At 45.4% G+C, this 23,080-nt stretch carries 23 protein-coding genes; 18 read left to right on the top strand and 5 right to left on the bottom strand.

Annotated features, from left to right (window positions below):
- Positions 1 to 58: 58 nt before the first annotated feature.
- The 8 genes from ICN37_RS07090 (at position 59) to ICN37_RS07055 (ending at position 8,604) form a co-directional block, all read left to right on the top strand.
- On the top strand, positions 59 to 646 hold the full coding sequence (locus ICN37_RS07090) for a hypothetical protein (protein WP_216156075.1): 588 nt from the start codon (positions 59 to 61) through the stop codon (positions 644 to 646).
- A gap of 124 nt (positions 647 to 770) precedes the next feature.
- Positions 771 to 1,961: an ABC transporter permease gene (locus ICN37_RS07085; protein WP_216156072.1), complete on the top strand. Its 1,191-nt coding sequence runs from the start codon at positions 771 to 773 to the stop codon at positions 1,959 to 1,961.
- Positions 1,961 to 2,746, top strand: a complete 786-nt coding sequence (locus ICN37_RS07080) for an ABC transporter ATP-binding protein (protein ID WP_216156070.1) — start codon at positions 1,961 to 1,963, stop codon at positions 2,744 to 2,746. The genes ICN37_RS07085 and ICN37_RS07080 overlap by 1 nt, the downstream gene beginning before the upstream one ends.
- Positions 2,743 to 3,675, top strand: a complete 933-nt coding sequence (locus ICN37_RS07075; protein WP_216156067.1) for an MlaD family protein — start codon at positions 2,743 to 2,745, stop codon at positions 3,673 to 3,675. Before ICN37_RS07080 ends, ICN37_RS07075 begins: the two co-directional genes overlap by 4 nt.
- Positions 3,672 to 4,298: a membrane integrity-associated transporter subunit PqiC gene (locus ICN37_RS07070; RefSeq protein WP_216156064.1), complete on the top strand. Its 627-nt coding sequence runs from the start codon at positions 3,672 to 3,674 to the stop codon at positions 4,296 to 4,298. The genes ICN37_RS07075 and ICN37_RS07070 overlap by 4 nt, the downstream gene beginning before the upstream one ends.
- Before the next feature lie 4 nt (positions 4,299 to 4,302).
- Complete coding sequence (locus ICN37_RS07065) at positions 4,303 to 5,292, top strand: tripartite tricarboxylate transporter substrate binding protein BugE (protein WP_255538484.1); 990 nt, start codon at positions 4,303 to 4,305, stop codon at positions 5,290 to 5,292.
- Between the two features lie 28 nt (positions 5,293 to 5,320).
- Positions 5,321 to 6,106: an SDR family oxidoreductase gene (locus ICN37_RS07060; protein WP_216156061.1), complete on the top strand. Its 786-nt coding sequence runs from the start codon at positions 5,321 to 5,323 to the stop codon at positions 6,104 to 6,106.
- Positions 6,103 to 8,604: an ABC transporter permease gene (locus ICN37_RS07055; RefSeq protein WP_216156058.1), complete on the top strand. Its 2,502-nt coding sequence runs from the start codon at positions 6,103 to 6,105 to the stop codon at positions 8,602 to 8,604. The genes ICN37_RS07060 and ICN37_RS07055 overlap by 4 nt, the downstream gene beginning before the upstream one ends.
- Here ICN37_RS07055 and ICN37_RS07050 read toward each other — a convergent pair.
- Genes ICN37_RS07050 through ICN37_RS07035 form a run of 4 tightly spaced genes read right to left on the bottom strand, consistent with a single transcriptional unit; the run spans position 8,601 to position 10,816 of the window.
- Entirely contained in the window at positions 8,601 to 9,146 is a 546-nt protein-coding gene (locus ICN37_RS07050; RefSeq protein WP_216156055.1) for an RDD family protein, read from the bottom strand. The genes ICN37_RS07055 and ICN37_RS07050 overlap by 4 nt on opposite strands.
- An 11-nt stretch (positions 9,147 to 9,157) precedes the next feature.
- Positions 9,158 to 9,763: a DUF3106 domain-containing protein gene (locus ICN37_RS07045; RefSeq protein WP_255538483.1), complete on the bottom strand. Its 606-nt coding sequence runs from the start codon at positions 9,761 to 9,763 to the stop codon at positions 9,158 to 9,160.
- Positions 9,764 to 9,788: 25 nt separating this feature from the next.
- A complete protein-coding gene (locus ICN37_RS07040; RefSeq protein ID WP_216156049.1) occupies positions 9,789 to 10,250 on the bottom strand; it encodes a DUF3619 family protein in 462 nt (153 codons plus the stop codon).
- The gene (locus ICN37_RS07035) at positions 10,247 to 10,816 is read right to left on the bottom strand and encodes an RNA polymerase sigma factor (protein WP_216156046.1); all 570 of its coding nucleotides are present in this window, start codon (positions 10,814 to 10,816) and stop codon (positions 10,247 to 10,249) included. Before ICN37_RS07035 ends, ICN37_RS07040 begins: the two co-directional genes overlap by 4 nt.
- Before the next feature lie 193 nt (positions 10,817 to 11,009).
- Between ICN37_RS07035 and ICN37_RS07030 the strand changes: the two genes are divergently transcribed.
- The 6 genes from ICN37_RS07030 (at position 11,010) to ICN37_RS07005 (ending at position 17,727) form a co-directional block, all read left to right on the top strand.
- On the top strand, positions 11,010 to 12,797 hold the full coding sequence (locus ICN37_RS07030) for an acetolactate synthase 3 catalytic subunit (protein WP_216156043.1): 1,788 nt from the start codon (positions 11,010 to 11,012) through the stop codon (positions 12,795 to 12,797).
- A complete protein-coding gene (gene ilvN, locus ICN37_RS07025) occupies positions 12,797 to 13,288 on the top strand; it encodes an acetolactate synthase small subunit (RefSeq protein ID WP_215358998.1) in 492 nt (163 codons plus the stop codon). Before ICN37_RS07030 ends, ilvN begins: the two co-directional genes overlap by 1 nt.
- Before the next feature lie 51 nt (positions 13,289 to 13,339).
- A complete protein-coding gene (ilvC, locus tag ICN37_RS07020) occupies positions 13,340 to 14,356 on the top strand; it encodes a ketol-acid reductoisomerase (protein ID WP_046329933.1) in 1,017 nt (338 codons plus the stop codon).
- Positions 14,357 to 14,409: 53 nt separating this feature from the next.
- Entirely contained in the window at positions 14,410 to 15,057 is a 648-nt protein-coding gene (locus ICN37_RS07015) for a phosphatidylserine decarboxylase (protein ID WP_215319888.1), read from the top strand.
- Between the two features lie 28 nt (positions 15,058 to 15,085).
- Complete coding sequence (gene pssA / locus ICN37_RS07010) at positions 15,086 to 15,949, top strand: CDP-diacylglycerol--serine O-phosphatidyltransferase (RefSeq protein WP_216156040.1); 864 nt, start codon at positions 15,086 to 15,088, stop codon at positions 15,947 to 15,949.
- Positions 15,950 to 16,179: 230 nt separating this feature from the next.
- Positions 16,180 to 17,727 (top strand): 2-isopropylmalate synthase, encoded by a 1,548-nt coding sequence (locus ICN37_RS07005; RefSeq protein WP_216156037.1) that lies wholly within the window; start codon positions 16,180 to 16,182, stop codon positions 17,725 to 17,727.
- A 24-nt stretch (positions 17,728 to 17,751) separates the two neighbouring features.
- On the opposite strand, the gene ICN37_RS07000 is transcribed toward ICN37_RS07005, so the two are convergent.
- Positions 17,752 to 18,348: a YSC84-related protein gene (locus tag ICN37_RS07000; RefSeq protein WP_216156034.1), complete on the bottom strand. Its 597-nt coding sequence runs from the start codon at positions 18,346 to 18,348 to the stop codon at positions 17,752 to 17,754.
- 216 nt (positions 18,349 to 18,564) lie between these two features.
- Here ICN37_RS07000 and rpsO point away from each other — a divergent pair, with 216 nt between their 5' ends.
- The 4 genes from rpsO to tpiA all read left to right on the top strand — a co-directional run bounded on the left by rpsO (position 18,565) and on the right by tpiA (position 23,060).
- Positions 18,565 to 18,834, top strand: a complete 270-nt coding sequence (gene rpsO / locus ICN37_RS06995) for a 30S ribosomal protein S15 (protein ID WP_011902897.1) — start codon at positions 18,565 to 18,567, stop codon at positions 18,832 to 18,834.
- A gap of 269 nt (positions 18,835 to 19,103) precedes the next feature.
- Positions 19,104 to 21,263 (top strand): polyribonucleotide nucleotidyltransferase, encoded by a 2,160-nt coding sequence (pnp, locus tag ICN37_RS06990; protein ID WP_216156032.1) that lies wholly within the window; start codon positions 19,104 to 19,106, stop codon positions 21,261 to 21,263.
- Positions 21,264 to 21,285: 22 nt separating this feature from the next.
- A complete protein-coding gene (locus ICN37_RS06985) occupies positions 21,286 to 22,284 on the top strand; it encodes an NAD(P)H-quinone oxidoreductase (RefSeq protein WP_215319878.1) in 999 nt (332 codons plus the stop codon).
- A 17-nt stretch (positions 22,285 to 22,301) separates the two neighbouring features.
- Positions 22,302 to 23,060: a triose-phosphate isomerase gene (gene tpiA / locus ICN37_RS06980; RefSeq protein ID WP_216156029.1), complete on the top strand. Its 759-nt coding sequence runs from the start codon at positions 22,302 to 22,304 to the stop codon at positions 23,058 to 23,060.
- Positions 23,061 to 23,080 lie beyond the last annotated feature (20 nt).

The raw sequence follows: 23,080 nt of genomic DNA, 5'->3' as shown, positions 1-23,080 counted from the left end.
TATCTGTCACTTGATATGGTAGACCTGTAATTTAAACCCCTCGACTTTGGATATGAGAATGCAGATCAAAAAATTATTAGTTGCAGTGGTACTTTCACTGGGTGCTTTAATGAGTGTTGGGGTGGCTCAGGCGCAGTCAACTACTAATTACGATTTCAGCGCAACTTTTGGCGATCCAGATAGCTTTAATAATTTTGGAACATTAGCTGGTACAGCTGTAGTTGATAGCTCCAACGGCTGGATTCTGTCTTTAACTAACCTTACCGAAAATGGAAAATCAGTGCAATTGGGCCAGCTCTTTAATCAAAGTGGCTTTAGCTACATCAGAACACCCGGCACTGGTATTGACCCAATTACCTACAATGACGGTACCGGAAACTTCAACATTAACTACACATACACTGGCGTTACTGGCATTTCTTTAGGTCAGGTGATTGAGGTTGACTTACTTACATACAATGTGGCTTCAACCCTATATAGCACTACCGGACCTTATTTTGGAAAAGATGGCACGGTTAATGTTTACACTGCCGGCGCCCCTGAAATCGATGGCTCACTCGCTCCTAAGGTCGGCTTCTTATTAGGTTGCTTGTTCTTGATGTTTGGTCGTAAGAAATTCCAAGCAGAACCCATACTTTCTGTCTAAAGCCAGTGTTGCAGCTAGTATTTACTGCCTACTAGCCACCTTAGGGTGGCTTTTTTTCATTTAGGATACTGGGGTAATTTTAAATTTATCAAAGTTTCTTTTAGATACCTTATAGTGATCGCTTATGAGCGTTTCTGACACAATTCCTAAGGTTTCTTTCCCTTCCAGTACCCCAGTGGCGGTTTGGATGCAAATCGATGCAACTCAAGCCAAAGTTGTTCTCAGTGGAGTCATCAACGTCTATACATTAGGCGGTGTTTGGTCTGAAATACAAGATGCCCAAAGTGCTTGGCTTAAGCAAATTTCTCAAACTGACATTAAGGCTGCAACACTAACAGTCGATGCATCCCAAGTAAGCTCTATGGATGGTGCTGGCATTGCCTTTTTGATTGGTATTGAAGAGGCCCAGCAAAAGGTTGCCGCGGTCTTTAATTTAGTGGGATTGGCTGAGCGCTATCAGCCTCTGCTAAAAGAATTTGATCCGATCTCCACTTTGTTTCCAGTGCCAGCGGCAAAACCTCAAAGAAGTTTTATTGTCAGCACTGGCATGGCCACACAGAACTTGATTAATGATGCCAAGGGATTAGTTTCCTTTACAGGACATTTGAGCGCAGATTTATTTTGGTCTATTCGTCATTTGCGGCAGGTGCGCTGGGGTGATTTTGTCAATGCAGCTGTCGAGGCTGGAATTGCCGCTTTGCCGATCGTTGGGCTTGTTGCATTTTTAATTGGCGTGATTCTTTCATTTCAAGCGGCGATTGGATTGAAGCAATTTGGCGCAGTCTCTTATGTTGGTCCTTTGGCTGCTTTAGGTATCGTCCGTGAAATGGGCCCGCTAATTACAGCGATTTTATTGGCCGGTCGTTCATCAGCTGCTTTTGCCGCTGAAATTGGCACAATGACTGTAAATAGTGAGGTTGATGCTTTAGTATCCGGAGGTTTAAGCCCCATTCGCTTTTTAGTGGTTCCCAGAGTATTGGCCGGTATTTTGGTGGCGCCAATCTTGACTCTCTTTGCTGATATTGTCAGCATCATTGCCTCGATGTTTACGATGTTAATTTATGGCATTCCCTTTATCAATTTTTACAACGGCATGTTAAGTGCTGTCGATGTAGAGGATATCTGTTCTGGTTTGATTAAGGCTACGCTCTTTGGTGTTGTAGTTTCGGCAATGGGTTGTTTGCGTGGTATGCAAACTGGCACTGGCGCTGCGGCAGTAGGCATTTCGGCGACACGAGCTGTAGTGAGTAGTATCGTTATGATCGTATTAGTAGATGGTGTTTTCGCCTTCATTTCTTACAAGACGGGTTTCTGATGAATGCACCAGTGATCACTCCCGTTAGTCCATACGCAATTGATGTGCAAAATTTAACCGTTGGCTATGGCTCAAATGTATTGATGAAAGATCTCAACTTCACCGTCAATAATGGTGAGATATTTGTGATCTTAGGTGGCTCTGGTTGTGGTAAATCCAGCCTACTTAAAAATCTCTTTGGCTTATATCAACCCCTATCAGGTGATGTGCTGATCCAGGGTCAAAATATCACAGTGGCGCAAGGCGCGGATCGTCAAAAAATAATGACCAGTTTTGGTGTTATGTACCAGCAGGGCGCTTTATTTGGGTCAATGAATTTGCTTGATAACGTGACTTTGTTTATGCAAGAGTACACCGACTTAACGCAAGATCAGATGAATCTCTTGGCCCGTTGCAAATTAGATTTGGTTGGCTTGTTACCCTATGAAACTTATATGCCTAGCGAGATTAGTGGTGGTATGCAAAAGCGTGCGGCCATTGCTAGAGCGATGGCGCTTGATCCGAAGATATTATTTTTAGATGAGCCCTCCGCAGGTTTGGACCCTATTACTTCGGCCGATTTGGATAGCACCATTCAAGACTTATCTAAAAATTTAGGCATTACTTTTGTGATTGTTTCGCATGAGCTGGCAAGTATTTATGCTATCGCCGATAAGGTCATCATGTTGGACAAAGATGCCAAGGGCATTATTGCCGAGGGTGATCCAAAAGTGTTAAGAGATAACAGCAAAGATCCTAGGGTACATCAATTTTTCAATCGCATTATGAGCAAGGACGCAGCATGAGCAATAACTCAAATCCGAACTATTTCCGCCTTGGCATTTTTGTTTTAGCCGCGATCGGGATTTTAATTGCGGTCATTCTCATTTTTGGGTCTGGGCAGATCTTTAAAAAATCCTTTTATTTAGAAACTTATATCAAGCAATCCGTTACCGGATTGGATGCTGGTGCAGCCGTTCGCTTCAGAGGTGTGAAGATTGGTCAAGTCACCATGATAGGTTTATCGGGTGATATTTATGAAAAAGATATTCCTTTCGATCACCGTCGCCAGTATGTCGTTGTTAGGATGCAAATTTTTGGCGATAAGGTAGATGAAAAGCAGATTTCAGATTTTGTTGTCAATAATTTACGGGCTCGGGTCAAGTCTATGGGTATTACCGGAGTCAATTACATAGAGTTTGACTTTGTCTCTGCTGCAAACCAGACTCCACAATTACCATATGCTTGGAAGTCAGAATACCCAGTAGTGCCATCCCTTCCTAATCAGGCCGATGAAATTATTTCTGGTATTCAGACCTTGATAAGCGCTCTGAATAAAATGGATATCGACGGCACCCAGAAGAAGTTTGATGCCTTGCTCTCCAATCTAAATATTATGATGGCGGGTGATGGCAAGAATAATGGGGGCCTGATTAATTCTGTTCGGGACATGAATGTCATCATGGAACGCATTGCTAAAGTGACTGATAAGGATGAGCTCAATGTCTTGATGCGTGAGTTGGTCGGATCGATGGTTGCCCTGCGCCAGACTATTACTAGTATGCAAGGCGATACGCAGTTAACAGTTGAGAATCTCAAGCAGACTAGTGAGCAGCTAAATGAATTTACTCGCATTGCGAGTCAATCTCCATCCAGTTTGATTTGGGGTGAGCCACCCCCAAGAATTACATTGCCCATGAATGGCTCCCAGGCAAAACCAGGAGCAGCCAAATGATGAAATATTTACTTTCCTGCGTCTTGACTGTAGCTTTAGTAGCTTGCTCTCTGCCAACTCGCGCACCAGTAACTCCAAAGAGTTGGATGGCAAGCCCAGAGCGTACTGGACCTCCCCTCAAGGAGCGTTCCAATTTATGGCTAAAAGTGGGGGCGGTCAGTGTAGCCTCGCCCTTTGATGGAAAGTCTTTGGTTTATCGAATGACAGATCAGCGATATGAAAGGGACTTTTATAACGTCTATGCGACTATCCCTTCTGAGATGATTAGTAATGCTGAGCGTGAATGGTTTAATAATGCCGGCATTTTTGCTGCGACAGTGGGTCAAAATACCAGCTTCTTTCCTTATTACACTCTGCAATTGACGGTGAATGAGTTTTATGGTGATTATCGAGTTAAGCCTGAAGCGGTGGTGAGCGTTGAGTTTTTCTTGTCAGTGACTAATAGCGGTAAAGGTAATCCCTTGATTGGTGCAAATCGATACACCAAGCGCATTGCTCTTCATGACAATACTCCTGAGGCGCTTGTTTTGGGGCAGCAACAGGCCCTTGCTGAAATCTTCAAGCAATATGAAGTACAGCTTTATAAATATGCAGGTAATTTACCAAAGCCGATAGGACAGTAATTTTATGAAATTAACTTCGTCTAAAGCCACATTCAGTGGTGCTTTTGCCGGATTATTATTGAGTCTTGGCTTGCTCTCATGTGCTCAAGCACAAAATTTTCCCACTAAGCCAATCCGCTTAATTGTTCCCTTTGCTCCAGGCGGAAGTACCGACATCATTGCGCGTGCAGTTGGTGATGCCTTAGGTCGTCAATTAGGCCAGCCTATGATTGTTGAAAATAAGGCCGGTGGTGGTGGTTCGGTCGGCGCCCTTGAGGTGATGCGCGCCCCTAAGGACGGTTATACGATTGGCATGGCAACGGTATCAACAACTGCTGCCAATCCAGCGATCAACCCCAAGATTGGCTATGACCCGATTACCGATTTCACGCCGATTAGTAATATTGCTGCAACGCCCAACATCATTGCTGTAAATCCGTCCTTTCCGGCAAAGGATTTCAAAACCTTCATGCAGGTATTAAAGGCGAATCCCGGGAAGTATTCGTATTCCAGCTCTGGTACTGGCGGTATTGGTCACTTGCAAACGGAGTTATTTAAGAGTTTGACTGGCGTTTTTATAGTTCATATTCCTTATCGTGGTGCGGGTCCTGCTTTGGCTGATACGGTTGGCGGACAAGTTTCGATGATCTTTGATAATTTGCCATCTTCCTTGCCGTTTATTAAGGATGGTAAGTTGGTTCCGATTGTGGTTGCTGCGCCAAAGCGTTTAGCGCAATTACCCAATGTACCTACTTTTACTGAAGTAGGCCTTGCGCCTGTGAATCGCATGGCGTATTACGGATTTTTAGGACCAGCTGGTATGCCTAAGGATGTGGTGGATAAATATTACACTGCACTGAAAGTGGTTACCAATGACCCTGCAGTAAAAAAACGGATTGAGGATACTGGATCAATTATTAATGTGAATGGCCCTGATGCTTTCGCTAAGGAGATTAAAGCTGAGTACGCCGTATACAAAGAAGTGGTTGATAAGCAAAAATTGCAACTCGATTAAAAATATAAAATAAGTTTTTGGAGATGAAATGGATTTAGGTATCAAAGGTAAAGTCGCTTTAGTGCTGGCATCAAGCCGTGGCTTGGGACAAGCGATGGCCATATCTTTAGCTCGTGAAGGGGTTAAAGTTGCCGTGACTGGTCGCAATGCTGAAGGTTTACAACAATCTGTCCAGTTAATTGAAGAGGCAGGTGGTCATGCTTTAGCGCTCAACTGGGATCTTTCAGATTCTTCTGTAATTGATTCTTTAGTTTCAAAGGTTGAGCAAGAGCTAGGCCCAATTGATATTCTGATTAATAATACTGGCGGACCACCACCAACCCCTGCTGCTGGACAAGATCCTGCGCTGTGGCAAAAGAGTTTTAACGATATGGTGTTGTCGTTGATTGCAATTACTGATCGCGTTCTCCCGGGAATGCGTCAACGTAAATGGGGTCGTGTTATCACTAGCACGACTTCAGGGGCGATCGCCCCTATTAAGAATCTGGCAATTTCGAATACCTTGCGTGCCGCCTTATTATCTTGGTCTAAGACTTTGGCGGCTGAGGTTGCCTCTGAGGGCGTTACGGTCAACGTGATCATGCCTGGTCGAGTGGCGACTGATCGTTTGCGTCAATTAGATGAGGCCAGAGCTAAACGTGAAAACACCTCTTATGAAGAGGTAGTAAAAGCCAGCTTGCGTCAAATTCCCATGGGGCGTTATGGCGACCCTCAGGAATATGGTGATGCCGCAGCATTTCTGGCCAGCCAGAATGCTTCTTTTATTACTGGTACTGTCATGCGCATTGATGGTGGCCAGATCCAGGCGATTTGATTCATTTCTTAATTGGCCTTTTACAAGGCTTAAAACAAGATCTTCGCTCTAAGGAGTTGAGATGGTTGTTGGTAGCCCTGATTCTTTCGGTAAGCGCCTTAACCAGTGTTAGCTTTTTAGCTGATCGGATGCATCAAGCTTTTGAGTTGGATGCCCGACAATTATTGGCTGCTGATCTGATCATCGTTGCTGACCAACCATTGCCTCAGATTTTTCTTGAAGAAGCGCAAAAAAAACAGCTTCAAGCAGCTCAGACTGTAGTGTTTCCAAGTATGGCTAGTAGCGAGTCGCTGAGCAAGTTGGTTTCCCTAAAAGCGGTCAGTCCTAACTATCCCTTGCGGGGAACATTGCAAGTTCAGCAAGCATGGAATCAAAATTCCCAAAACGTACTAGAAACAAACGTTGGTCCGACCAGTGGATCGGTTTGGGTTGATCCCGCAGTATTCAATAATCTGCATACCAAGTTGGGCGATTCCATTCGAATCGGAGATCGACAATTTGTTATTGCTGGCGTCTTGTTGCGAGAGCTGGACCGCGGCGCCGGCTTTATGAATTTTGCACCACGCGTGATGATGTCACTAGCAGATCTCAATTCGACGGGTTTAATTGGCATAGGAAGTCGTGTTACCTATCGCTTATTATTGGCTTCATCTGATGAACGAATCGCTGCCTACCAGCAATGGATCAGCAGCTACATTGAAACCGTCGGTCTGCGCGGAATCCGCATTGAAACGCTAGAAAATGCCCAGCCTATGATGCGCAAAACGCTCGAGAGGGCGGAGCAATTTCTCTCATTAATTGCACTACTGACAGCAATGATTGCAGCGGTAGCGATTGCACTATCTGCTCGTCGCTACACAATCGGTCAAGCAGATGTCTGTGCTGTTTTGAAATGTTTCGGTGCTACCAGGATCTTGATACTGCAAAAACAGGTGAAAACCTTGCTATCGCTTGGAGTCTTGGCTGCCATTGTCGGTTCGGGATTGGGTTATTTAACCCAAGAGCTACTTGCCGCTGTATTGGGTAGTCTGATGCTTGGTAATTTACCCTCGATTTCAATTGGACCAGTGTTATGGAGTGTGCTATTTACTTGGTTTTTATTGTTGGGGTTTGCTGGGGCACCCATGATGGGGTTGGCCAATGTTTCTCCTGTGCGTTTAATCCGCAAAGAGTTTGAAATGTCAACGATTGCTTCCGCATGGGTAGCAACATTAGCTTTGCTAACTTGTGGCGTATTAATTTGGTTTGCGGCACGAGATGGGAAATTGGCTCTTTGGGTCGGCTTAAGTTTTATGGGCGCCATTGTGGTTTTTTCTGGATGCGCTCGCCTGATTCTGTGGGTAATCCCAAAAATCAGTGCGCCAAACTTTGCTATGCGATTTGTTGTGACTGCAATGACTCGAAGATCGGCATTCGCTGTAATGCAGATAACTGCATTGGGTATTGCCTTAATGGCAATCCTCATGATTCTGTTGCTACGCCAAGATTTATTAAGTGCTTGGCAGGGAAATATTCCTACTGATGCACCTAATCGTTTCATGATTAACATTCAGGGCGATCAAAAAGCGCCTATTAGCGAGGCGCTCGAGGCAGGAGGCTTATTGAGGCCCGATTTTTATCCAATGGTCAGAGGGCGATTAACTGAGATAAACGGAAGCGAAATTTCTCCACTGGATTTTCCTGAAGAAAATGCCAAGCGTTTAATTGATCGTGAGTTTAATCTGTCCTATACAGAGCAATTGCCTCTTGGTAATCGCATTACTTCTGGTGATTGGATTAATGGGGAGCACCCACAAATTTCTATAGAAACAGGCATTGCCAAGACCTTGAAGTTAAAGCTTGGCGATCAACTCACTTTCGAAGTAGCGGGAGAGAAAGTGAGTGCGCCTATTACCTCCTTGCGTAAGCTCGATTGGAGTTCAATGCGCGTGAATTTCTTCGTCATTATGCCGCCATCGCAACTGAGTGAGATGCCGCAATCTTGGATTACTTCTTATTACCAAAGACCCGATAAGGAAGCTCTGGATTTTAAGCTAAATCTGGCATATCCAAATTTAACGATTGTGGATGTATCGGCATCTCTGCAGCAGATTCAGGAGGTGCTCAATAAATTATCTGCTGCACTTGGACTCTTGTTTACCTTTACGGTGATTGCGGCAATTTTGGTATTGGTTGCGTCCATTGCAGCAACCCAAGATGAGCGCTTTAGAAATGCAGCTCTACTAAAGGCAATGGGTGCATCTCGTGCTGTGCTGACACAAATTGCCAGAACTGAGTTACTGGTGATTGGCGCTGCAGCTGGCCTGTTATCAGGCATTGCTTCTGGAGTTGCAGCTTGGGCGCTAGGGCGTTATGTGATGGAAATTGAATTTAATGCTTTTATACAAGCTATTTTGATGGGTATAGTATTTGGTGTTTCTGCTACTCTGATTGCGGGTTTTCGCTTTCAGAGTCGCATTCAAGGAGCAACTGCTGTGGAGTGCTTACGCGAGACTTAATCTGGATGTCTTGAGGGTGCAACACTCTTAGGAAGCACAACAAGTCTTGAGCCAGCGAGACGATCTGGCAAGCTTTGACGAAGACTAGGCGCTCGGCGATCGAGATAAAGACTTAGCGGCCAAATCAAGAGCGCTACCGTGAACAGCATTTCAATAATTTGCCACTTCTCTAAATGAAAAGCCCATTGCAATAAAACACAGGGAATTAGCCAAAGAGAGCCATAGATGTAGCGCCAGAAGGCTTGTCGTTTAGTCAGGTTTCGTCCGCTAGGTCCGATGATGCGAACGCGCCATGTTTGCATAGCAAGTGTTTGACCGGATTTTGTCCAATACCAAACAAAGTAAATGCCTAAGACAGAATAGAGATAGAAAAAAGTGAGCCAACTAGGCAATGAAACATCAAACAGAATACCCAGTCCAAGATTGGGTAGCAGAAATGTCAATGCAATCACGCCAAGCAATACAAGTTGCTCATAAAGACAGCAAGATATATGGCGCCAAAAGTGAGGTGAAGGTAATGCGTTCAGTTCAGCAGGCGTCATCAACTTAAGGTTTATTGGGATTCTGGGTTTGAAGATGTTGGCTGCGTCGCTTCAGGAACTACTATCGCCCTGGGACTTGGGGCTGGAGGTGGCGGGGTAGTTTCTTGTTTGATAGTGTGCTGCTGTAAGGTTGGTGCATTAATGGCGTTTGGTTTTTTCTTAGCCTCCATCTCGGCCAGTTTTTTCTTTTGTTCGTCGCTCAGTTTTTGATAAGCACTCCAGGCTTCGACCTTTTTCTCGGCCGGGAACTTTAGGCTTGCTAAATAATTTTCACGTGCAACGCGTCTATCTTTCTGAGAAAGATTAGACCAGCTAATCATGCGAGATTGAAGACGGTCTTGATCTTGTGCGCTCATCTTCGGATAGATGTTGGCAATTTGAATCCACTTTCTCCGACTATCAGGCAACATGTAGTCCCAGTCACTCTCCAATGGTGCTAATACCTTCTGCTGGATAGCGCTAAGGCTTTCCCAAGTTCCATCTGGAGCCTTGGTGGGAATAGCAGTTGCCTTGCTATGCGTCTGAGCTGGTGCGGTTTGGGCTTGAGCTGTTGATGTGCAGAATAATAAAGTGGTTGCAATCATTGCCATCAGGGTATTCAAGGCGGGTGACTTCATGCGCTGCTGCATTGATCGTATGCAGTTATTTGCTTGGTGATAATGCAGGAGTGCTATCTTCGGAATCGGAGAGCGGACCGTTTTTCAGGAAGGCCATGAACCCGCTATCGGCGTAAGCATCAGGAGGTACATCATCTGACAAGAGTGCGGCATCCACTTCAGCAATGTCATTGATACGGGAGTCATCCTGCCATTGGGCGATGCCAATGAGGCCAAAAACTAAAACCACGAGAGGCGCAATCCATCCCATGCTGTCCCAAAGTCCATTGGATCCAGAGGTCCAATTGCGACCAGAGCCAGCCAAAACAGCCTTTTGAATACGTACTTTTTCAGGTTTCTTGAGTGAAATAGCCTTTATGCGTGCTGCATAGAGATGATCCTTGACGCCCTGAGGAATACTCTGGGTACCTTGACGGAGCAGGGCAGCGCTAGCCTGACCAAACTGGTCGACTTGGGTCTGGGTAAATTGGTCATCAAAGTGTTTCACAGCGTAATTCCTTTTAATTTCAATGCTTTAGCTAATGTTTGAGTGGCCCTGGAACAGTGGGTTTTGACGCTTCCTTCGCTACAACTCATCGCCTGGGCCGTCTCAGTAATGCTTAGCTCATCCCAATAACGCATCAGGAAGGCTTCACGTTGACGTACAGGTAATTTAGATATTTCCGACTCCAGAGCCTGTAAAAGCTGACTCTTTTCAAGCTTAAAAGCTCCATCTTGGTGAATTTCACTGTCATCTGGGGCCGAAAGGGACTCTAAAGGATCAAAATCGTCGTTTTCATCACCTTTTTTGCCCATATTAGAAAACAGGGTGACCCAGGTATTTCGGACCTTTTGACGTCTAAACCAGTCATGAATACGATTTTGCAAAATCCTAGTGAAGACTAGTGGAAGCTCTGCCGCAGGTCTATCACCATATTTTTCAGCCAACTTAATCATCGCATCTTGAACAATATCTAAGGCAGCATCATCGTCACGCACGGCATAAACCGCCTGCTTAAAAGCGCGCTGCTCGACACTACTCAGAAAGTCAGATAGTTCTTGGGCGGATGCCATGCAATGGATTAGACCTGAATCGGTAAGAATTGGTCCATTTTAGGGGATTGCTATAGAATATAGGGCTTACTACCTAGAATCTCATTCAAGAAGTGGTTTTTTCCGGTAGCAGCGCCGTTCGAACTCAGGCCATAAGCAGGAGATAGAACAGACCAAACAATTTTTTGCCGAAAATTGCAAAGGACGAAAGAAAATGAATACAAGCAGCGCCGAATTTTTAGCTACTAAGGCTAATAAAGACTCAATAAATACAAACAATGATGCAGCGCCTCCAGAAATGATTGGCGCAGAAATGCTCGTGCATGCATTGCACAAAGAGGGGGTTGAATTTGTCTGGGGTTACCCAGGCGGATCCGTTCTCTTTATCTACGATGAAATTTTTAAACAAGATAAGTTTGAACATATCTTGGTACGCCATGAGCAAGCAGCAGTTCATGCTGCAGATGGTTATGCGCGCGCAACCGGTAAGGTTGGTGTTGCGTTAGTTACCTCAGGTCCAGGCGTTACTAATGCGGTGACCGGAATAGCAACCGCCTATACGGATTCGATCCCAATGGTGATTATCAGCGGTAACGTTCCAACATACGCTATTGGTGAAGATGCTTTCCAAGAGGCCGATACCGTAGGTATTACACGCCCAGTGGTAAAGCACAACTTCCTCGTGAAGGATGTTAAAGATCTTCCTTTGGTATTGAAGAAGGCTTTCCACATTGCGCAGACAGGTCGCCCTGGTCCTGTATTGATTGATATTCCGAAGGACGTATCTGCAGCTAAAGGACCATTTGTCTATCCAGAGACTCTGGAAATGCGCTCCTACAACCCTGTTGTAAAGGGTCACAGCGGTCAGATTCGTAAAGCGGTAGCGTTACTGCAAGAGGCAGAGCGTCCATACATCTATACCGGTGGTGGCGTAATCCTTTCTGATGCTGCTCCAGAGCTCAAAGAGTTTGCCGACTTACTCGGTTATCCAGTTACCAATACCTTGATGGGCTTGGGTGGTTTCCCTGGCACAAGTCCTCAGTTCTTGGGTATGCTCGGCATGCATGGTACTTATGAAGCCAATATGGCGATGCAACACAGTGATGTGTTGATTGCTATTGGCGCTCGTTTTGATGACCGCGTGATTGGGAATACACAGCACTTTGCAAGTCATCCGCGCAAGATTATTCATATTGATATTGACCCTTCCGTTATCTCTAAGCGTGTGAAAGTAGATGTTCCTATTGTTGGTAATCTCAAAGAAGTATTGGTAGAGATGACTGCCCAATTAAAAGCTGCTGGCCCACGCAAAAATGGCGACAAAGTTGCCGCTTGGTGGGATCAGATTAATGAGTGGCGTAAAAAAGATTGCTTGAAGTACGACGAAGCTTCACAAATTGTGAAGCCACAGTATGTGGTTCAAAAGCTGTGGGAGCTCACTGGTGGTGATGCATTCATCACGTCTGACGTAGGTCAGCATCAAATGTGGGCAGCTCAGTTCTATAAGTTTGATCAGCCACGTCGTTGGATCAATTCAGGTGGTCTGGGTACCATGGGCGTAGGTTTGCCTTATGCCATGGGTATCAAGAAAGCATTTCCTGATAAGGATGTATTCGCCATTACTGGTGAAGGCTCTATTCAGATGTGTATTCAAGAGCTCTCTACCTGCAAGCAATACAACACTCCTGTCAAGATCGTATCCTTGAACAACCGTTACTTAGGTATGGTTCGCCAGTGGCAAGAGCTCACCTATAACAAACGTTATTCCAGCTCATACATGGATTCTTTGCCTGACTTTGTGAAGTTGGCAGAGGCCTATGGTCACGTTGGTATGCGTATCGAGAAAAAATCTGATGTTGAGGGCGCGCTCAAAGAAGCGATTCGCTTAAAAGATCGTACGGTGTTTATGGATTTCCAGACTGACCCAGAAGAAAACGTTTGGCCTATGGTTCAAGCAGGTAAGGGTATTACTGAAATGCTTTTGGGTAGCGAGGATCTCTAATGCGACATATTATTTCTGTACTCATTGAGAACGAGCCGGGTGCCTTATCGCGTGTAGTGGGTTTATTTTCTGCGCGCGGTTACAACATTGACACTTTGAGTGTTGCGCCTACTGAAGACCCATCTTTATCTCGCATGACGATCGTCACATTTGGTTCTGATGACGTCATTGAGCAAATTACTAAGCACTTAAACCGTTTGGTTGAAGTGGTGAAGGTATTTGATTTAAGTGAAGGTCCACATATTGAGCGTGAGCTCATGATGATTAAAGTGCGCGCTGTTGGTAAAGAGCGCGAGGAGCTCAAACGTACTACCGATATCTTCCGCGGTCGCATCATTGATGTGACTGATAAGAGTTACACCATTGAGTTAACTGGCGATGGTGCCAAGTTGGATGCCTTTATTGATTCGATTGATCGCGTTTCGATTCTCGAAACTGTCCGTTCGGGTGGTTCTGGAATTGGTCGCGGCGAACGCATCCTCAAGGTTTAATTTTTTTAACTGATTACTGCATTAATTACATTTTCAATACAAGGAAAGAGCATGAAAGTTTTTTACGATAAAGACGCTGATTTGTCCCTCATTAAGGGCAAGAAAGTCACCATCATTGGTTATGGTTCACAAGGTCACGCACACGCATTGAATCTAAAAGATTCAGGCTGTAACGTTACTGTTGGTTTGCGTAAAGATGGCGCCTCCTGGAGCAAGGCTGCTAATGCTGGCTTGACAGTAAAAGAAGTTGGCGAAGCGGTTAAAGATGCAGACGTTGTCATGATGCTCTTGCCAGATGAGCAAATTGCTGATGTTTACAGCAAAGAAGTGCATGGCAATATCAAACAAGGTGCTGCTTTGGCGTTTGCCCATGGCTTTAACGTTCACTACGGACAAGTTCAGCCACGTGCTGACTTGGACGTAATCATGATTGCTCCAAAAGCTCCTGGTCATACAGTTCGTGGCACATACGCTCAAGGTGGCGGTGTTCCTCATTTGATCGCTGTTTACCAAGATAAATCTGGCTCCGCTCGTGATGTTGCGTTGTCTTATGCAACTGCAAACGGCGGTGGCCGTGCTGGCATTATCGAAACGAACTTCCGTGAAGAAACTGAAACTGATTTGTTCGGTGAGCAGGCTGTTCTTTGTGGCGGCGCAGTTGAATTGATCAAAGCCGGTTTTGAGACTTTGGTTGAAGCTGGTTACGCTCCTGAAATGGCTTACTTCGAGTGCTTGCATGAGCTCAAGTTGATTGTTGACTTGATCTACGAAGGTGGTATTGCCAATATGAACTATTCCATCTCTAACAACGCTGAGTACGGTGAATACGTTACTGGCCCACGTGTTGTAACTGAAGACACTAAAAATGCAATGCGTCAGTGCTTGAAAGATATTCAGACTGGTGAGTACGCCAAGAGCTTTATCCTGGAAAACAAAGCAGGCGCGCCTACTTTGATTTCACGTCGTCGTTTGAATGCTGAACATGACATCGAAGTAGTTGGTGCTAAGTTGCGCGCCATGATGCCTTGGATTGCTAAGAATAAGTTAGTTGATCAGACTAAGAACTAAGCTACAAGCTAAGCATCTACTAATAGCATTTCAATAAAAGGCTCAGAACAAAGATGATGTATCCGCACCCCATTATTGCGAAAGAAGGTTGGCCGTATTTAGCGTTAGTGGGGGCAGTGACTTTGCTAGTTCACTACTTAGGTGGCATAGCTTGGTCATGGCCTCTTTGGATCATTTTTTTCTTTGTTCTGCAGTTCTTTCGTGACCCACAGCGTATTCCTGCTTTAGGTCGCGATCTTGTTTTATCTCCAGCAGATGGCCGGATTGTTGTCGTTGAAAAAACCAATGATCCGTATGCGGGCCGTGAAGCGCTCAAAATCAGCGTATTCATGAACGTTTTTAATGTGCACTCTAATCGAAGCGCGGTAAATGGCTTGGTGAAAGAGATTCAATACTTCCCTGGTAAATTTGTGAATGCAGATTTGGATAAGGCATCTACAGAGAACGAGCGAAATGCCGTTGTTATCGATGCTAATGGTCAAGTAGTTACTTTAGTCCAGGTTGCTGGTTTAATTGCCCGCCGTATTCTTTGCTACATTCATGTTGGCGATCGCCTCAAAGCAGGTGAGCGCTATGGATTTATTCGTTTTGGTTCGCGAGTAGACATTTATTTGCCGCTCACTGCAGAGCCGCTAGTGAGCGTTGGCGATAAAGTATTTGCAACAAATACAGCCTTGGCTCGTTTGCCTGGTTTGGATTAATTCGAAATATTATTCACTGGGATATTCTTTGACTACATTTCGCCGTCGTGGTCGTATTGACCGTAGCCGCCTCTCTCAGAAACGTCTGACTTCTTCACAAGATCAATGGGCTGAAGACTTAGGTGATGGTGTTGATTACGAAGTTGAGGAGTTGCATCCTCAAAAGCCCCGCCTACGCAGCAAGGGCATTTATCTTCTTCCAAACGCTTTTACAACCGCAGCTTTGTTTTGTGGCTTTTATGCCATTGTGAATGCAATGAATCACCAGTTTGAGATTGCGGCAATCGCCATTTTTGCTTCAATGGTATTGGACGGCATGGATGGGCGTGTGGCACGTATGACCAACACTCAAAGCGCTTTCGGTGAGCAGTACGATTCTCTTGCTGATATGGTCTCATTTGGTGTTGCGCCTGCATTGGTCGCTTATGAATGGGCATTAAAAGATTTGGGTAAGTGGGGGTGGTTGGCGGCATTTACATACTGTGCTGGCGCTGCCTTGCGATTGGCGCGCTTTAATGTGAATACCGGTGTAGTGGATAAGAAATTTTTTCAAGGCCTGCCAAGTCCTGCTGCAGGTGCTTTAATGGCTGGTTTTATTTGGTTGGCTGATGACAACAAAATTCCAGTTCGCGATACAGCCATTCCTTGGGTTGCTTTCTTTATCGCTGTCTATGCTGGACTCACTATGGTCTCAAATGCCCGCTTTTATAGCGGCAAGGCCTTGGATGTTCGTTACCGCGTGCCATTTGGCGTAATGGTTTTAATGATCCTGACCTTTGTCTTGATATCCTCAAACCCGCCATTAACGCTGTTTGGTTTATTTGTGATTTATTCCATCTCTGGATATGTAATTTGGGCCTGGGAGCGTCTCAGCGGTAAACGTTTTAGCTAATTCCCTATTTTTGGGGTATATTAATTCCATGTTGATGAATTTCTCGCCTTTAACTGGCCTCCTTCTGCTAGCACTAAGCCTAAGGCTTGGGGCGGGTAAGGCCTGAGTTAATGAGATAAAGCAGAATCATTAACCACCACATACCAGCCCCAGCTAATTGCTGGGGTTTTTGTTTTATGAGTTTGAGTTATCTGAAGAAGTTCAGAATTGTTTAAAACCGGAGAGTAGTGATGAGCGATAAAGTAATCATATTTGATACCACCTTGCGCGATGGTGAGCAATCACCAGGTGCATCTATGACCAAAGACGAAAAAGTACGCATTGCGCGTCAGTTAGAGCGTCTTAAAGTAGATGTGATCGAGGCAGGCTTTGCTGCTAGCTCGGAGGGTGACTTCCAGGCAATATCTGCAGTTGCAGCTGCCGTTAAGGACTCTATTGTTTGTTCATTGGCTAGAGCTAACGACAAGGACATCACACGAGCTGCTGATGCATTGCAAGCAGCAAACGCAAAACGTATCCATGCATTCTTGGCAACAAGTCCATTGCATATGGCCGTGAAATTACGCATGTCTCCAGAAGAGGTTTTAGAGCAGGCTAAGCGTTCCATTCGTTTTGCTCGTAACTTAGCTGAAGATATTGAATTTTCAGCTGAAGACGGTTATCGCTCGGAAATGGATTTCTTATGCAGAGTAGTTGAGGCGGTTATTAACGAGGGCGCATCTACCATCAACATTCCAGATACCGTAGGTTATGCAACTCCCGAGTTATATGGCGAGTTTATTAAGACCTTGCGAACCCGCGTGCCTAACTCTGATAAGGCCGTTTGGTCAGTGCATTGCCATAACGACTTGGGAATGGCTGTTGCCAATTCCTTGGCGGGTGTAAAGATTGGCGGCGCCCGACAAATTGAGTGCACGATCAATGGCTTGGGCGAGCGTGCAGGTAATACTGCCTTAGAAGAAATTGTGATGGCCTTGCGGACCCGCAAGGACTACTTTGATATGGTCTGCGGTATTGATGCAACGCAGATTGTTCCAGCATCTAAATTGGTATCTCAAATTACTGGCTTCGTAGTTCAGCCTAACAAAGCCGTTGTTGGTGCCAATGCCTTTGCTCATACCTCCGGCATTCATCAAGATGGCATTTTGAAGAATCGCGACACCTACGAAATCATGCGCGCTGAAGATGTGGGTTGGTCAGCTAATAAAATTGTTTTGGGCAAATTATCCGGCCGCAATGCCTTTAAACAGCGCTTGCAAGAATTGGGAATCACCGTTGAAGCTGAGGCTGATTTGAACGAAGCTTTTATCAGATTTAAAACATTGGCTGACCAAAAGTCTGAGATATTTGATGAAGATATTATTGCCATCATGTCTGATTCTGCGGCAGCAGAAGAGGGTGAGCACTATAAATTTATCTCATTGAGTCAGCATTCTGAGACTGGTGAGCGACCTAAATCACGTGTGACATTTCGTATGGGTGATAAAGAGATAAGCTCCGAAGCAGAGGGTAATGGTCCAGTGGATGCCAGCTTGAACGCAATTGAGGAGATTGCTAAGAGTGGGGCTGAGCAGTTGCTCTATTCTGTCAATGCCATTACTTCAGGTACGCAGTCTCAAGGTGAGGTTACTGTGCGCTTGGCAAAAGGCGGTCGTATTGTGAATGGTGTAGGAACTGACCCAGATATCATTGCCGCTTCTGCAAAAGCCTATTTATCAGCTTTGAATAAATTGCATGATCCTACCCAAGCTAAGCTCAATGCACAGATGACCCCTTAATCATTGAGTCATCTGTAAAGAGATTTACTTATTTAAGTCAGTGTTCTTATAGTACTTGGTGCCTTTGCCGGTGATTTCAGCGGCAAGGCCAGAGTCTGTTAGTTGGTACATTAAAACTCCTGGAGCTACTACGGTTGCGTCCTGGTATGCGCCGCCATCTTTTTCGTATTTCGCAGCCGCAGTTACCTGGCCACCGAAAGTCCAGCCTGAGTTAATAAAGTCATTCATGGCAGCTTCGGTTTCAAATATAAAAATATTTTGGAATGATTTAATGCCAAGACCCAAGCCAGCCTGTACTTCAGCCATATTCATGTAGACGGGCTTCTTATTTGCTTTGTTGATCACAACGCCGCTACCAGTTCCGCCCCCTGCAATCAGAATTTTCATGCCGAAGTTACTAAAGGTCGCATAGCCAACTGACTTTTCAATAAGCTCCTTTGCTTTTGGCTGCGCCTCATAAAGCTGCTTCAGAATTGCCTGGTTTTTGATCAAAATATCCTGACGTTGCTCGGCAACGGTTTTGTCTTGCCCAAAAAAGGATCCAAATTGGGCATAGGCAGGTTGAAAAAGGCCAAATCCGAGGCAGAGAAATGTGACAAGCGGGCGAAATAGTGAGGACATATTTTATAAGTTATTGTTTATTAAGGGAAAAGTGTATTTATTTGAATAAATCTTAGTCTACAGGATAACAAGTTACATGGGGCAATCCGGTAAATACATGCCGGCTCTGCTACAATTCGATGGCTTTGATTTTTAAAGCTTTTTTGTTTTATTTTGTTAATCGCACGACACGGATTGGGTGAAAGCTCAAGTGTTCGCAAGTAAGGAGTATTAAAAATGGCAGTTGCTGATATTAAAACGGCGGAAATCGTCAAAGATAACGCGCGCAGCGCAAACGATACGGGTAGCCCTGAAGTTCAAGTTTCATTGCTCACAGCCCGCATTAATGAATTAACCCCCCATTTCAAGGCTAACGCTAAAGATCATCACAGCCGTCGTGGTTTGTTGAAGATGGTTTCACGTCGCCGTCGCCTCTTGGATTACCTCAAAGGCAAAGATTTGGATCGCTATCGCGCATTAATTGAGAAATTAGGTCTCCGTAAGTAATTCTTATCGGTATGCAATGCCATCTATCTTAGGGTTGTTTCTTCGCGGATTCAGTCTTAAGCAGATGGCATGTTTTTTTGGGCGCTTCAAGATTATTTGTGTAGGGGATTGTGTCATTCCAATGAGCTTCTGAAAGTTGATTCAGAGTCTCCCTGGAATGGCATCCCTTGTGATCTTAAATCGCTCCAGTGTTGTCGTGACACTGCTTTATCCCACGACAAGCGCAACTCTCATGTGAGTTTTGTGTGAACAATTTGGAGAAGATCAGAATGACAATGTTTAAAAAAGCAGTAAAAAGTTTTCAATGGGGTAATCATCAGGTAACTATGGAAACGGGCGAGATCGCTCGTCAATCTGGTGGCGCCGTTATTGTTAACGTCGATGACACTGTAGTAATGGGCACAGTAGTGGCCTCTAAGTCTGCAAAGCCAGGCCAGTCTTTTTTCCCGTTGACTGTTGACTACCTAGAAAAAACATACGCAGCAGGTAAGATTCCCGGCGGCTTCTTCCGTCGTGAAGGTCGTCCATCTGAAGGTGAGACGTTGATCTCCCGTTTGATCGATCGTCCATTGCGTCCTTTGTTTCCAGAAGGCTTCTTGAACGAAGTTCAAGTTGTGGTTCATGTGTTGTCTATCAATCCTGATGTTCCTTCTGATATTCCCGCTTTGATCGCGGCTTCTGCAGCTTTGGCTATTTCAGGCATTCCATTTGCTGGCCCGGTTGGCGCAGCACGCGTTGGTTATGCTAATGGCCAATACCTCTTGAACCCAACTCGTACAGAGCAAGCTACTAGCGAACTTGATTTGATCGTTGCTGGTACACAAGCCGCTGTATTGATGGTTGAGTCTGAAGCTAACCAGCTTTCTGAAGAAGTCATGTTAGGTGCAGTTGTATATGGTCACGACCAAATGCAGACTGCGATTAACGCTATCAACGAATTGGTTTCTGAAGCTGGCAAGCCAGAGTGGGATTGGACAGCTGCTCCCAAAGATGAGCCATTTATTGCCAAGGTTACCGCTTTGGCTGAAGCGCCATTGCGCGAGGCTTATCAGATTCGTCAAAAAGGGGCTCGCTCAGACAAGCTCAAAGAAATTACTAAAGAAGTTGTTGCTAAGTTACAAGAAGAGGGTGATGTTGACGCGGTAGCTGTTAACGACATTCTGTTTGAAATCGAGGCGAAGATTGTTCGTAGCCAGATTTTGAACGGCGAGCCACGTATTGATGGTCGTGACACGCGCACTGTGCGTCCGATTGAAATTCGCAATGGCGTATTGCCGCGTACACACGGCTCTGCATTGTTTACCCGTGGTGAAACACAGGCACTCGTTGTAGCTACTTTAGGTACTGCACGTGACGAGCAAATCATTGATGCCCTTGAAGGTGAGTACCGTGATCGTTTCATGTTCCACTACAACATGCCTCCATTCGCTACTGGCGAAACTGGCCGTGTAGGTAGCCCAAAGCGTCGTGAAATTGGTCACGGCCGTTTAGCTAAGCGCGCATTGATTCCAGTACTGCCAAGTGCTGAAGATTTTGCATACAGCATTCGTGTGGTCTCAGAGATTACTGAGTCCAATGGTTCATCTTCAATGGCTTCTGTTTGCGGCGGCTGTTTGGCGATGATGGATGCTGGTGTTCCAGTTAAAGCACACGTTGCTGGCGTAGCAATGGGTTTGATTCTTGACGGCAATCGTTTTGCTGTATTGACAGACATCTTGGGTGACGAAGATCACTTGGGCGACATGGATTTTAAAGTAGCGGGTACTGCTAACGGTATTACTGCACTCCAGATGGATATTAAAGTTCAAGGTATTACTAAAGAAATTATGCAAGTGGCTTTGGCACAAGCAAAAGAAGGTCGTTTGCACATCTTGAGCAAAATGCAAGAAGCAATGGGTTCAGTTCGTACAGAATTGTCAGCTCATGCTCCACGTATGGTTTCTTTCAAGATTCATCCAGACAAGATTCGTGAAGTAATCGGTAAAGGCGGCGCAACAATTCAAGCCTTGACTAAAGAAACTGGTTGCAGCATCGACATCAAAGATGACGGTACCGTAACAATTGCCTCTACTTCCGCTGAGGGTATGGCTGAAGCTAAAGCGCGTATCGAAGGTATCACCGCTGAAGCTGAGGTAGGCAAGATCTACGAAGGCCCAGTTGTGAAGTTGCTCGAATTCGGTGCTTTGGTCAATATTCTTCCTGGTAAAGATGGCCTACTGCACATCTCTGAGATTTCAAATGAGCGCATAAAAGAAGTTAAAGACTATTTGGCAGAAGGCCAAGTGGTTCGCGTGAAATTGCTTGCTGCTGATGAGCGTGGCCGTTTACGTTTGTCATTGAAAGCTGCGATGGCTGATGAAGGCGGCACGATTGCTCCTTTAGCTGGCGTTGCTGTTGAAGCAGCTCCTGCATCTGACGAAACTGCCTAAGCAAGAAGCCTCGGGAGTATCTATGCGCGTAATTGAAATCAAGGAATTTGGCGCCCCAGAAATGCTGGTGCCAACTACTCGCCCTGATCCAGCGGCTCCTGCTGCAGGGACTGGCGAAATTCTGATCAAAGTTCTGGCGGCTGGAATTAATCGACCTGACGTTTTGCAGCGTAAGGGGCATTACCCGGTTCCAGCTGGCGCATCTGATATTCCCGGTCTTGAAGTTGCTGGTGAAATCGTTGGTGGCGATTTGGCTCATGCTGATAATGTTTTTAGCTTAAAGCTGGGTGATAAGGTTTGCGCTCTCGTTCAAGGTGGCGGTTACGCTGATTTGTGTACTGCGCCTGTAGCCCAGTGCTTGCCTTACCCTAACGGGTTTACTGACCAAGAAGCTGCAGCATTGCCTGAAACGTTTTATACCGTATGGAGCAACGTCTTTATGCGGGGTCAATTGGCCGAAGGCGAAACATTATTGGTTCAAGGTGGCTCTAGTGGTATCGGCGTGACTGCAATCCTGATTGCTAAAGCTTTGGGCCATAAAGTATTCGTAACTGCTGGTACGGATGAAAAATGTGCCGCATGCGTAGCATTAGGTGCTGATCTCGCTATCAACTACAAGACGCAAGATTTTGTAGAAGAAGTGAAGAAGGCAACTGACGGTAAGGGTGTCAATGTTATTTTAGATATGGTCACCGGCGCTTACGTGCAAAAAGAAATTGACTGTCTCGCTGATGATGGTCGCATTGTGATTATTGCCATCCAAGGCGGCTCAAAAGCGGAAGTGAGTACCAATCAGATTCTGCGCCGTCGCTTAACGATTACCGGCTCAACATTACGTCCACGCCCAGTTTCATTTAAGAAGCAAATTACCAAGCAGCTTTTTGAGAATGTTTGGCCTTTGCTCAATGCTGGCAAACTGAAGCCAGTCATTTATAAAACGTTTTCGCTAGATCAGGCGGCTGATGCTCATGCATTGATGGAGTCATCCGAGCACGTTGGCAAAATTGTTTTAACAGTTTAGAAATATTCATTATCCCTATGCGACCACTCATCGTTATCGGCAATTGGAAAATGAATGGCAGTCTTGCAAGTAATCAGGACTGGATCAAAACCGTTGCTCGTGGCATGGAGAGTGGCATGCCATCAGGACGTAAATATGCGGTCTGCCCGCCATTTCCGTATTTATCTCAATGCGCACAGTTAATTAAAGAGCATTCTTTGGCTTTTTTGAATCTAGGCGCACAAGACGCATCAGCCCATAGTTCAGGTGCTTATACCGGTGAAGTTGCCGCTTCTATGCTCCAAGAGCTCGGTTGTACTTATGTCATCGTTGGGCACTCTGAGCGCCGTCATATGCATCAGGAGGTCGATGAGGTCGTTGCTGCTAAAGCCCTCGAGGTGTTGGACAGTGGGATGACTCCAGTGATTTGTGTTGGTGAGACTGCTGATGAAAGAAATTCAGGTAGGGCGGAAGAGATTGTTTGTGCTCAGGTTGCAAAGCAGACGGGTGTTTTACAAGACCGGCTTGCTGACTGCTTAATAGCTTATGAGCCAGTATGGGCAATCGGTACAGGCAAAGTTGCCAGCGCCCAAGTTGCACAAGATATGCATCGTGCTATTCGTCTGCAATTGGCTGAATTTAATGAGGATGTTGCATCTCACGTTGGAATTTTGTACGGTGGCAGTGTCAAGCCTGACAATGCTGTTGAATTATTTGCCATGCCAGATATAGATGGTGGATTGGTTGGGGGAGCATCATTGAATCCCCAAGACTTTCTGGCCATTTGTCAGGCATAGATTTTTTATTTGGAGATAAG

Origin of the sequence: Polynucleobacter sp. P1-05-14 (genome assembly GCF_018881675.1) — a bacterium.
In the GTDB taxonomy this organism is placed as follows: domain Bacteria; phylum Pseudomonadota; class Gammaproteobacteria; order Burkholderiales; family Burkholderiaceae; genus Polynucleobacter.
Note: the sequence above shows the minus strand (reverse complement) of the source record. Positions and strands in the feature narration are given on the sequence as shown.